Origin of the sequence: Erwinia sp. S38 (genome assembly GCF_016624545.1) — a bacterium.
GTDB classification, from domain to species: Bacteria; Pseudomonadota; Gammaproteobacteria; order Enterobacterales; family Enterobacteriaceae; genus Erwinia; species Erwinia coffeiphila.
Genome location: NZ_JACVTS010000017.1, coordinates 21,120 through 33,603, shown reverse-complemented (window position 1 = coordinate 33,603; position 12,484 = coordinate 21,120). Strand labels below are relative to the sequence as shown.

At 49.4% G+C, this 12,484-nt stretch carries 9 protein-coding genes; 1 reads left to right on the top strand and 8 read right to left on the bottom strand.

Going from position 1 to position 12,484, the window contains the following annotated elements; genetic code table 11:
* Positions 1–97 precede the first annotated feature (97 nt).
* A complete protein-coding gene (locus IBT46_RS18280; RefSeq protein ID WP_200546816.1) occupies positions 98–1,225 on the top strand; it encodes an acyltransferase in 1,128 nt (375 codons plus the stop codon).
* Between the two features lie 137 nt (positions 1,226–1,362).
* On the opposite strand, the gene IBT46_RS18275 is transcribed toward IBT46_RS18280, so the two are convergent.
* The 8 genes from IBT46_RS18275 to IBT46_RS18240 all read right to left on the bottom strand — a co-directional run bounded on the left by IBT46_RS18275 (position 1,363) and on the right by IBT46_RS18240 (position 12,438).
* A complete protein-coding gene (locus IBT46_RS18275) occupies positions 1,363–2,085 on the bottom strand; it encodes a hypothetical protein (RefSeq protein ID WP_200546815.1) in 723 nt (240 codons plus the stop codon).
* 15 nt (positions 2,086–2,100) lie between these two features.
* Positions 2,101–5,085, bottom strand: a complete 2,985-nt coding sequence (locus IBT46_RS27335) for a hypothetical protein (RefSeq protein ID WP_234480192.1) — start codon at positions 5,083–5,085, stop codon at positions 2,101–2,103.
* Positions 5,086–5,137: 52 nt separating this feature from the next.
* Positions 5,138–8,221 (bottom strand): host specificity factor TipJ family phage tail protein, encoded by a 3,084-nt coding sequence (locus IBT46_RS18265; RefSeq protein WP_200546814.1) that lies wholly within the window; start codon positions 8,219–8,221, stop codon positions 5,138–5,140.
* Positions 8,218–8,598, bottom strand: a complete 381-nt coding sequence (locus IBT46_RS18260) for a nitrite transporter (protein WP_200546813.1) — start codon at positions 8,596–8,598, stop codon at positions 8,218–8,220. Before IBT46_RS18260 ends, IBT46_RS18265 begins: the two co-directional genes overlap by 4 nt.
* Before the next feature lie 9 nt (positions 8,599–8,607).
* The gene (locus tag IBT46_RS18255; protein ID WP_200546812.1) at positions 8,608–9,090 is read right to left on the bottom strand and encodes a DUF1833 family protein; all 483 of its coding nucleotides are present in this window, start codon (positions 9,088–9,090) and stop codon (positions 8,608–8,610) included.
* Positions 9,087–9,557, bottom strand: a complete 471-nt coding sequence (locus tag IBT46_RS18250) for a hypothetical protein (protein WP_200546811.1) — start codon at positions 9,555–9,557, stop codon at positions 9,087–9,089. The genes IBT46_RS18255 and IBT46_RS18250 overlap by 4 nt, the downstream gene beginning before the upstream one ends.
* Entirely contained in the window at positions 9,557–11,980 is a 2,424-nt protein-coding gene (locus IBT46_RS18245) for a phage tail tape measure protein (protein WP_200546810.1), read from the bottom strand. The genes IBT46_RS18250 and IBT46_RS18245 overlap by 1 nt, the downstream gene beginning before the upstream one ends.
* Positions 11,981–12,042: 62 nt before the next feature.
* Positions 12,043–12,438 carry a hypothetical protein gene (locus IBT46_RS18240; RefSeq protein WP_200546809.1) on the bottom strand — a complete coding sequence of 132 codons (396 nt, stop codon included), beginning with the start codon at positions 12,436–12,438 and terminating at the stop codon, positions 12,043–12,045.
* Positions 12,439–12,484: the final 46 nt, after the last annotated feature.

The following is a 12,484-nucleotide window of genomic DNA, read 5'->3' as shown; positions in this document are numbered from 1 at the left end:
ATTTGCCAACTTACAGCTCAAACTCTGTTGTGTTAAAGTGCTAATAACAATAAATAATTGGATTCAAATATGAAAAATTTCTTGAGGGGAGGGGTTTATGCAACCCGTTAAAAAATGGTCACAAGAGCTTGAGGGCTTGCGTGGTTTAGCGTCTCTATGGGTTGTTTTGGGCCACATATGTATTTTAACCAACTTTTGGTTCCCAATCCTCGCAGATCCAGCAATGGGCGTTGACTTGTTTATTTTACTCTCAGGTTATCTTATGGCAAAAAATTATGTCGAGAGAAAAGATAAAGAACCTTGGAACGATCTCGATACTATAAAAAAATTCTGGATGAGACGATTCTTTAGAATCGCGCCTTTATATTATGTGTTACTTATTTTAGCTATCACGATGGGCAGCTACTATGGTGAAGCTCGCGATGTAATTGGTGATTTCTATAGTGCAACGCAAACAAATAGCTCGCGATATAGTGACAATTCATTTGCAAACATAATTAGCCACGTTACTTTCTTATTTGGAATAATACCATCATACTCTTTCAACACCGTACTCCCAGATTGGAGTATTGGTCTGGAAATGCAATTTTATTTTTTGTTCCCTTTTATAATGCTGGTTGTTACTAAACTTGGTTTTGCCAGAGCATGTTTTTTAGCAATTGTTGTATGCGCGACATGTAAGTTTATAGCACACTCCTACTTCAACGCCTTCCCGATGCCATCACTTATCCTCATGAAATTAAATGTATTCATTTCAGGAATGCTTATAGCTGAGGCGGTTAGAAGGAAAAGTTTAAAGTACACAATATTTTCTTTATTGGCTATCTCAGCAAGCGTTTATCTACCTAATCAGATAAAAGTTCTTCATATTGCGGCTCAGGTCTCAATGGTAGTTATGATGCTTATCATTCTCTGGCAACGAGAAGAAGACAGTAAATGGGCTAGAAAATTACATTATCCCAAACTGATATTAACCAACCGCTTTAGCGTTTTTTTGGGTGATGTTTCATATTCTGTATACCTACTGCATTTGCTAATTGTACTGCCTGTTGTTTCATATTTACTATCCAGCACCTCCTTCTCAGAATTCCCCGGGATTACTAGATTTGCTTTATCTTGCATCATAATAATCCCTATAACATATGGCTCGGCTGTCATGCTTTATAAATTCATTGAAAAACCCGGAATCAAACTGGGAAGATATTTAATAACAAAAAAAGAATAAACCCCCAAACGAAATTGAAGATTACTGACAACTCACTAACTTGTGTGAGTTGTCAGCTAACTTAATGATGTTCTTTAAAAAACCATCAAGATAATCCAGTCTGTTTCTTAATGAATACAATTTTAATTGCTTGGCTTTTAATATTCATTATTTCTTTTTGAAATAATATCTTTCGCAACAGAAACAGAATTCTTACGTTGCTCAGGCGTCATGTATCCATCATAAATAGCCACAAATCCGACATCCCCGTCGCAAGTTCCGTTTGTTACAGATGTTCCTAATTTCAATGGAATACTCCAAAATCCTACGTTAACTGGAGTGGAAAATTCTTTTGTAATGATTTCTCCTAAGTGATTCTCACCGCGTACGGATCTCGGCGACAAGGTAAAACAAAAAATATTCCACTCACCCATAACAAATGTCGGAAACTGCACAGCCTCAGTAACTCCAGATGGATAGATTAGGTTAAGACGCATTTTTTGTGTAGCATTTGAAAAATCCACAGCAAAACCACTTGATGCACCGTTGTTAATAGTTCGTGAATCAATGAATGTTGAAAATGCATCGAATGAGTTAGGTTTTACTGCACACACTACAGAAATAGACTCTTTATTAGCTATAAAGTCAGTGCCTGCACCACCGCCTACACGGGAGAATCCCAGTCCGTATTTTTTGATTATTCCCCCGCCTATCGTAACTTTCCAGCCATGACCGCTGTTATCAAGCGGATTTAACAAATCAAAGGCAGCCAGGCACGGCAGCGGGATATCATCCACCAGCCGTGAGTTTACAACGACGAAATCATGATCCCACGATGTAACCGGGATGAATTTGTTAGACACTAGGCGAAGGCCAGACATTTTTAAACCTCACGTTCAGAAAAAAACAGAAGAAGTGATATTCGGGGCTTTGGTTACATCCCCCCGGTTTTCGTTAGACGCGCCACGAAGCGAACCTTCGTATGACACGCCGCCAGCCGGATTAAGCCAGGTGCAGCCAAAGGCAACAGCGTGCACGCTGTCAAAGTAGGTGGTGCCTGTCGCATCTGGATAAAGCTGAATATCCGCACCGTTCGCCCGTAGTCTGCTTTCCGGGTTACCGTTCAGGTAACGCCCCAGCACGCCACCGGATAACGAAATTACTGACATGGCCCCGCGTGTATCGATAATCGCAGGCACACAGTTATCCATTTGGATGCGGGGCACCCATGAGTAATCTGACGAACGGTAGGCCGCAGTCCAGTCAGCTGACGACCCCGGCAGCCAAACCGTGTTGTTCACATTCAGTTCGCATGACGGATTGTTGACGACGCTGCGAATGTCACGAAGCACAACATCCGCATTCGTGCCATCGGCGCGTTTTTTCGTACGTGAGCCGAATGTGTTTTTGTACAGGTCGTTGGCGAAACGAATACCCGACATCCAGACGTTCTGGCTTGCAGGAACATTGACAGCGGTCATACCCTCCACCCGGATAAATTCAGGAAGGAAGGTTTTGTATCCCGTTGAGGCGGAGTCGATACGTTCGCTTCTCACCGACCGGACCGCTGTGAAGGTGAAGTTACCCAGCGATGCTGCAAAGTTGAGCACGTTCTGACAGTCCACGGTGACATTGCGGATATCAATACGGTTTGGCGTGTGCGTGTCGTGGCGATCATTGGTCGTCTGCGTACCCACTAGGCGCACAACGTCATAGCTATTAATGGATGCGGCGAATGGGATGTCAGTAACGTCAAACTTGATGGTTAATCCGTCAATATCGAGAACACCATCGCAGTCTGCCGCATAGTCTTCCCGCAGTTGGACGAGATAATTTTGCTTAGACTCACCACGTGCTTCCTGACTGTTAGCCGAGATGATATGCGTAAGGTTTCTGAATCGCCACGTGCCTCCACCGTGCATATTGACACCACCACCCTTGAGGGTCACGTTCTCACCGGTAACGTTATATCCGAAGGTGTGCCAGTCAATGCGGTTCATCATGCAGTCGCGGAACGTGATTTCCTTGGTACCGTGATGGCCGTTAACACCCCAGCCATACATGCCCGTGAAGTCACGAACCTGCATGTTAATGCAGTCGCGGAAGGACAGCACGTAAGCCCCCGCATACTGGAATGATCCATCGCACTGACCGCCTTTGTATTTAACGTCGAACACCTCGTGCGCGGAAATTTTCACCCAGGCAGGTGCTGAGCCATAGGCATCTGTGCGCAGCGACATTTCCCCGATAATGGTCATCGGACGGTAAATTTCGATGTTATAGAACCGGCGACTGTTGCCGGACTCATGGAAGTACGGCGGCTCGAAAGTAAGATAGCTGTCTTCTTTGGGAACGATAAATGCTTCTGCCACTGACCCGTTCGGGATGTTCTCAACCATCATATCCGTCAGCGCGCCATTCTTTCCGATACGGGAAAAATCACGGTACAGCACCCGCTGGCGTGGGTTGGTCATGTCCCCGTTGCGGTTGTACTTGACCGCACTGGAGCGCACGAACAGCAGCCCGCCGCGATACGGATACAGGTCCGGCATAGGGAGCTGGCAGCTTCCCGCTTTGAGATACTTTGCATAGGTGGTGTTCAGCGCGGCAACCTGCGCAATCGTCAGCGGAATACGTGCTTTCCGGCTGCGGATGGTAAACATACGCACCGGCTCCGGCGCATCATCATCCAGTCCGGGAATGGGTCCCCAGCGGTCCTCGGCAACCCCGGAGATATCCGTGGTGACAATGGATGAACCGTTCAGATTTGTGTTGGTATAAACATTCCACTCAGTGCTTTTCCACAAAAACACGCCGTCATTCTGCCTGACCGGAATATTCATCTTTTTGGCAAAATCAAAACAGGCGGCAATCCGGTCATCCGCAGGTGTCTGGTCAGCCATGAGCGCGGCAGCGCCAGCGCGGTCGCCGTTAGCGGCTTTAACGGCAAATGCCAGATAAGTGACACCGGGCACACGTGGCGCACCGAACATATCCCACGACACATAATCGGCCTGTCTGATCCAGCGCCGCCCCAGCACATCAACCAGACAGCCGCCGCCATCATCAGGCGAACTCGTGTCGCTGGCATCCACAACGAAACGACCGGCAATACGGTTACCCACAACATCTTTTACTGTCGCAGGACCACTGTACTGGCGGATAGCGTCGTAGGTCGCAGTGGTATCGCCGGGAATGATTTCACCCGACTGCCCGCCGCTGCTCCCTCCGCCGCCAAAACCAACAACAGTGCCATCATCTTTCACACCCGCAATGACCAGGCCATTTGTGGAATGAATTACGAATGCCCAGCCCGGAGGAGCGTTATTATCAATTGCGTTACCAGAGAAACTTAACCCACTGTCGCCAGTTTGGAGGGAAACAACTTCTGTCAGCTCGGTTTTAAGATCTTCCCGAATGCGAAAAACCCGAAGACCGTTGTTCGTTGCAATATCAAACACAGAATCTTCAGACTCATCCAGCGACTCAGTTTTCTTAATTAGCCCGGTTACATCAGAAGAAATCGCTTCAACTTTATCGGAGCTTACAACTGATGTGATTTCGACAGCAGCACCATCAACATTTCGATAATAAACAAAAGCGATATCATCGCCTGAGCCGATTATTTTTCTGAAGTATTGCCCGTTAGATGTCGCAGCCAGGCCGGCCCCCTCATCCGGAACAGTGATGACCCCAGCGCTGTCAAGGGATAAGACTATTTTGTCGAAGCCATCCTGAATAGAGAACCATGATTTCAGTGTTTCCCCTGACCGATCAGGGACGTTCAACTCCTGACTGTTAAGTAATTTATCCAGGCGACTGGCATTATCTGCCAGGACTTCCGGGCTCGAACTTCCCAGCGGTGGTGTAAATGAAGCCATATTTACTCCATAAAAAAACCCGCCGGAGCGGGTTGCAGGTTAATTGATTTAGTTAAACGGTATCGCCGGGATACGTCGCGTCGTCGTGCTGATACAGCAGCGGTGTGTACTGCATGGCATTAACTGCCGTCGTGCCATCAGAAGAGGGTTCGATCGAAGACAGCAGCGCATCATAGCCCACGCGTTCCGACGAACAGAACACCAGCCGTGGTGGCTCAATCGCGCCGTCATCCATTTCCCATTCATCGAGCCTCAACGCAGCCGTTTCAGGCAGGGTCAGCGTGTAGTCGTCAAGGCGCGTAGGCGTCAGCAGGGCTGATGCACTGCCGTCCTGGAACCGGATAAGGCAGCGCGGGTTCGTGAAGGTCCAGTCCAGCGGTTCACTGACAGTTAACGTGACCAGACCACCAGCACTTTCCACATCCACAATCAGGCAACTGATGGTGCTGCTACCGGGGATATCGTCGGCCAGCACAATCCGATCGCCGTAGTCATAGCAGAGCGCGTCCAGCTCGGTGCTGACCGTGTGACCCAGCCGCTGATGCAGGTACTTCATTAAACGGCGCATGCCGATGCGATATGCGCGGTCCGGGTCGGTAACGCCGTCCAGTTTGTAATCCTCAATTTTCACCGGCACAGGATTGTCACTGGTCCGGCACTGCACGGTTTCCTCGGCCCACGTGGTGCCGTTGATATAGGTCACATCAACCCCGTCATAATCATCTGCCGACGGTGCGGAAAACGACGTCTGCAGTTCTTCCGTGGATTCCTGTGGGCTGATAATGCCAGTCCACGGCTTGACCCCTTCGCGCCCGGCTGATGCCAGCCCGTCGCTGAGCAGGAAGTACCCCATCCCGGCATTAGTGATTTTCTGCACCATATCGAGTACGGAAATGTCGTCACTGTCAGCAGAGAAGTCGAACCGTTCACCGCGTGGCGTCCAGTACTGGGCCTCAAGCGCGTTAATTGCCGCTGAATCTATTTCCCCTGCCTCCATCCCGGCGCTCGTCAGCACATGGTGAAGCGCACCTGAGATACTGCGATTTTGCAGGCCGTTACCGTACAGCCGTGTGCCGGTGATATTCACGCGGCGATCGGACTGAGCAGCGAGGCGATTGCCGGTGCGCACGGTCAGCGCCATCGTTGTGATATCGCGGTATCTCAACGGACGGGCTGACAGTTTCGCTCTCATGGACTGCCACTGGACAGAATCGCGCGTGGTGCCGCCCCAGACGGGCGTAATGCGCTTTATCCTGACTTCGTAGTTACCCGCAACAGGGAATGTGATGGACTCGGTATAGCCGATTTCATTAACCGTATCGTTCCCGTGTTTTATTTTGAAATCGGTCCACGCCTCACTGCCAGAGAGCCGGTACTGGGCCATAATTTCGACGTCATGCCAGTGAATTTTTCCGTCTTTACTGCCGATATCGACAAGCCCTTGCGGATAAACAAAGTTCAGCTCCAGCTGGGTTGTTGTCTCGCTGGCCGGGCAGCAGAGAAACGGCCCCATCCACTCACTGGCGTCGTTCAGCCCGGTTACAGCAGCGTCAAGCAGAATGCGCGGAGTGAATCCCGGCCAGCTGGCATCAGTAATCACAGAGCCATCATTGTTCGTGACTAGCCGTTGCACGGTAATTGTCAGGCCGTCGATTTCGGTGATGCGGTACTGCCGCCCGCGCAGGGCCAGGGACAGACGCTGCTGGCCAACAGGCAGACCCGAAAACGCCTGCCCTGATGCGCTGCCGTAAGCAAGTGATACGCTCGGCAGTACAGCAGGCGTACCACCCGAAGATGCCACGCCAGCAACAACTGCAGGATCATCGCCAAACAGCTCCACCGGCAGCAGGGAGTAACCAATACTGTTACCGCTGTAGGGGCTGTCTGCCTCACCGATGCGAATACGGGTATCAACTGCTGAAACGGACAGACCGCTGCCCGTCAGCTGGTCCTCAATCGCATCCGTCAGCCCTGCCATCGTCGTGTAGTTTGCAGACAGTGAAACGACATAACTCGCGCCTGCCCAGCTCAGTGTGAAAGATACCGGTGATTCACTGAAATCGTATGTTACCGGCGCAGCGCTGCCGGTTAGGGACGCAGCATTACCGCCAACACCGGGCACCGCTGGCGTGCCAGCGTGAAACGCCGACACATACAGATCGTAATCCGTGTTATTCCAGGTCAGTGCAACACGCTGGCCAACTGCGGGAGCCAGCTCAGTGATATCACCGTAGATAACCGATCGCCCTTCTTCACTGGCCACAGTGAAGGTTTCCGGCGCGGTCACTGTGATCACCGTGCCCTCTTTCCACGATTCAGGGATAACAGAATCATCGTCGTCATCTTCATCGCTGGACGTTCCGCCGATCATCGAAATGGCGTTGCCTGAGACGCTGACCGCATCAGCAGAGATGCTGACAGACGATGGCCCGGTTGACGCGAGGTCAAGGCCAGCTGTGCCCGATGTGGTCCCGCCTATTTCTGTTGATGTGTACCAGTTATCCGCACGGTGATCAGAGCTGACATCCGCACCCGGCGGATAAATCGTAAAACTGACGTCATCACCGAACGACGAAACGGGCGTATTGCCGATTTTTATGTCGGCATTGCTGATCGCGAAGTTACCCACACCGAGCGAAAGAAACATGCTGGTTCGGTAGATTTGCGGATTGTCCTTATCGAAACGACTGACAGGCTGCATGAGATAGTCCGGGAACACTCTGTAGCGGCCCAGTACTTCACGGATCGGACTACCCAGTTTTGCCGAATTTGCCTTTGTAGGTGTCAGATCAAGACTATTGCCAGATGGCGTTGAATTTAACCCGACATCTGGAGTCAGCCCAAGCAAGCTAAATGCCCACTGGAGAGGCTTGGTTATGACCTGTAGTGCACCGCCGATAAATCCACCGTATGCAATTGGGCGTAAGTTGACGATCGTTCCCGATGAAATATGGCACTGCCCCCAGTCGGATGCAGATATTAGCTTGCCATTCACTTCTGCAATAATCGGGGCTGGTTTTTCTATACTGTACTCCCGTACATTTTCAACCATCCATTGATGCAAACTCATATCTCTATGCTCATGCACCTCCAGCGGCTCCCCAGGTAAAACAGATGGGTAAATGCGTATCGTCATTGCCAGAACTCCACTTTCACGTAGCGCCGTTTAAACCGCTCAATCGGGCAAAATGTGACATTGCTGCGCGGGTTACAGTCGACAACAAATAACTGATTATCAATGCTGACAACAACACCAAGATGGGTGACGCTTGAGCCGGTATAGCACTCTGCAACTGCTCCAGGGAGAGGATCGCATTGCAGCAGCGATAGATTAAATCTCTTCGCCTCTTTATCGAGGCCACCATCATCTCTTGTAATCCCTGTAAATTCCGGCCATTCATTCATTTTCAGGTCCTTACGAACTTCAAGAACCACTCCAAAACAGTCAAGTTGCGGGAACACTCTCCCGCCCTTCAGCCAGGTGACTGAACGGTATTTATCAGGATCGAACATGGTATTTCCTTAACTGAGGTAGCGCAGGCCGGGGTGTTCGTTCAGCGTGTAGCGCTTGCGTGGCCATGCGCTGTCGAGGATGTTCATATAGCCAGCCGTAATCTGCACCTGCGATGCGGTCCAGTAGCCCGATTTGATAGCCAGGCGAATGGGTGACGATGCGGGCGCGGCAAGGTCGGTCGAAACGTAATGACGGAACGTCAGCGAAGCGCGGTCGAGAACAGCGAGGGCGTCGCGGATGGTGTTTGAAACCTCACCGTCGATATTCCCGATCGCAAATTTCAGGTCCTGCGTGCCATCGGCGTTACGCGCCGGCAGAGCGATATCGATGCCACACGCCGTGAATGTCAGCGCGTTTCCCGATTCATCCTTAGCCGTCACATCATCCCAGCCACGGCACAGGTAAAAAACCTGACTGCCCACATTGATCTGCAGCGTTTCGATAATGACTTCGGAACCACTGGAAGCATAAAGCCGGTTGAGTATCGTCATGCTTTTGGCCACTCCCGGTTAATAGAGATATCAATTATTGAGGATCCAGCAAGAAGTTCAGGATAATTACCCCAGCCAACCGGTGGTAGAGGCCTTTCCCACAGTTCAAGTGAAGCGCTGTAGCGCCAGTATCGTCCGCCGGTAAGTGTTGGTCCCTCATAGATATCGAGGACTCTGCATACATAATCCCGAGTTCCCACAGGCGTTTTAAGCGGCATGTTAAACCAGGATGCGCCATCGTTAATTGCATCCCGATACCAGGCTTCAAACACCTGCGCCTGAGTATCCGTAAACAACCAGCTGACAGAAGCCTCTGTGGGTGTTGACGTATACCGCCGTCGCTGTCTGGCACGACCAGACACCATCGGTGTTCGGATTAGTGGTGATACGGGCTTTAAGCCATACCCATCCTGTAGCGGCAAAGGGAGGTAATCACGCGGATAATTGATGCTTGTGGTGATAGCCATCAGCCCTTCCTCCTTCCTGCTGTCGTTTTTGTGGATAGAGCTTTGTGTAAATCACCGGTGCCTGTCACGACAGAATTGACCGCCTTTTGATATCCCTTATTTGCACCTTCTTCTGCCGCTTTGCGCACGAGCGCGATCGTCGCATCAGATGGGTTACCGTTAATGGTTATGGGAACCGTAGGCGCATAGACGACACCACCACTGTTTGATTGAGTGGCGACCCTGTCCAGGGTTGCATCCAGCTTGGCGGATGTCTTCGCAGTAGTAACGCGCTCCCCTTTTTGAAGGAGCCAGGTGCCTGTTTCAGGAACAGAGTCGATACCGTCGTGCGCCTGCCCGGAAAGCGCAGAACTAACCCCAACCATCAAAACGCCTGCAGCCGCTGCCGCCGCTATCGCCGCTGGCCCTGCAACCTCTGGGCCAACATACGGAATGCCAATCATGGCACTGAATGCCTGCAACGCAGCCATTGCCACCTGAGCAGCGGCATATTGCATAAGAGCAGCGCCCATCGTCTGAAGGAAGGTTGCGGCAAAATCTTTAACGTTTAACTTACCCGTTTCTGTCCACTGAATAATCATATCCGTCAGGCTGCTGAACGCCTGAGCACCAACCTGTTGCATATTTGCGTAAAGGTCAGACTGCGCCGTTAATTGATCAGCAAGCCCTGACATAAACCCTGCCGTTCCATTATTTCTAAGTTCATCGACTTGTTTGTAATATTCCTCCTGCATAGCCAGCTGATTATCGAGTGCGTCAGACAAGGCCTGAGTCTTTTTTTCATACAGGTCTCTGTCTATATCTCCCGCATCAAACTGTGATTGCAGATCTGTCTGTCGGCCCGCAAAATTCTGCCTGATTGACGCCTCATTACGTAACCGTTCTCGCTGATCGCCTCCCGAATATGCTCCAATAAAATCAGCATCTAAGCCCTGCTTTTTTGCAGCATTTTCGCGCTGTAAAGATGTTGCGAACTGCGCTGCTTTAATGCTGTTTTCGTTAGCTTTCTTTACTGCATTGATGCGGTCAACTTCTTCTGCTAGCTGCTGCAGACGTTTCTGTTGTGCGTCATTCAATCCATGCAGTTTTCCTGTAGATAAGTCAAAAGCCAGTTTTTGCTGTTCTGTAACTTCAACGGCCTTTTTTCCGGTAATATCGATCAGTGATATTTGCTTGAGATAAGCCTGCTCTGTTGCTTTAAAAGTATTATCAAGTTTAAGCGCAGTATTATTATTCTTGGTTTTAGCTGGCTTGCCATTTGTTTCACCAGCACCTAAAGAAAACGGATTTTCTGCCACTACTGCCTGCTGTAGGGGCAGTCCTGATCTACCATTAAAGCTACTGATCAGTTGTTCGTTTTTTGCAATTTCCGCTCTTATTTGCTCAGAGCTACGTATCACCCCGGCAGCACTGTCAATTTTACCCAGGAATGATTCTGAGTATGCAAGCGATTCATTTAGCTCTTTACGTTTTTCAAGAAGGTCGTTAAATGATGAATCGTTTGTAGTTGACGCTGTTTTCCCCCACCCATAGGCCATATCATTTGCAAGCTTAGCGCCCTGGGCCAACAGCCCCACAACTTTGGTTAGGCCGGTCGCCATATTGGCAATACCTTGCAGCACCTTGGGGTCTGTAAAAATTTTCTCAAGCGTCTGAACGGAATCGACCAATGGTTTAATGTCTATATCGGCCAGGCCAACCGCCATTTTTGTTTTAAATCCATCCCAGGAGCCTTCAATCTCCTGAAAAATGGTATTAACCTTTACCAGTTTATCGATATCCTCCTGAGGCGGCGCAACCCCAATATCCCGAGCTTGTTTGAGAAACTGGGTTAACTTCTCATTCCCGTTATCGAAAAGGGGTAACATTTTTGACAGGTCGTTACCCAGGCTTTCTAGAATATTAGTTTTTTGGGCAGTATTCATGCCTTTCATGGCATCTGCTATGGCCAGCAACTGTTTATCAGGTGACACTTCCTGCAGCTTTTTCGCTGATAACCCTAGCGTATCAAGTGCCCCTGCAGCCTCACCAGAATTGTTAAGGACAGCATCGCCAATTTTGTCATTCAGATCTTTGAAGATATCAGCGATATTGTCGCCAGAAAGGCCCGCCTGTTTTGCAGCGTACTGCCATTCAAGTAAACGCTGCGTAGATATACCTAGCGACTTTGCCCAGCGATCTGTTTCGGTTATCTGTTCTGATGTGTTCTTCAGAAATGCAATACCAACAGCACCAATCGCCGCTGATGCAGATGCAGCAATGCCGACCATTCCGGCCATAACAGTACCAGTGGCTTTAATATTTGCTTCAACTTTTCTTCGCCATTGTTCTGACGAGCGCTCAGCGCGATCCATACCTGCAACAAACCCGCCAACTTTGGCTATAAGATCTATTGTAAGTGTGCCTAAGGATTTACTTGCCATGTGAACTCCAGGCATAAAAAAACCCGCCAGTTAGCGGGTTATATAAATGGATTTAATATTGACTAATCAGGGGCTTTCCCGGTATAGCCAACACCAACCTGGGCGTCAGCAGATTCTATTTTTCCATGAGAATAAAATACTGTGTGAGCTTCCAAACCGGTATACGCTCCATAACTGTTCTTAGCGTTAACAGTTATTGGGATTAACCAGCCAAATCTCATTGCGCCGCCAGATTCAGCCAATATTCCATCTTTAAACCAGGCTTTCGAAGGTTTACCAAAGGTATACTGCGCTGAATAAGGGTCTTTCAGCATTGTCCCCCACCAATTCTTCACTTGCTGTTGGTAATTTTCAGGTAGTTCCCCGTAATCAGCTGAATGCAATTGCATCTGACTTGGCGGCGTTGCTGCACAAGCGTATAGCAATAAGGAAAAAATTAGAACCAGCAGTTTTTTCATTACATACCCTATGAGATATTCAGAAATCTTTGCTATTAAAACATCA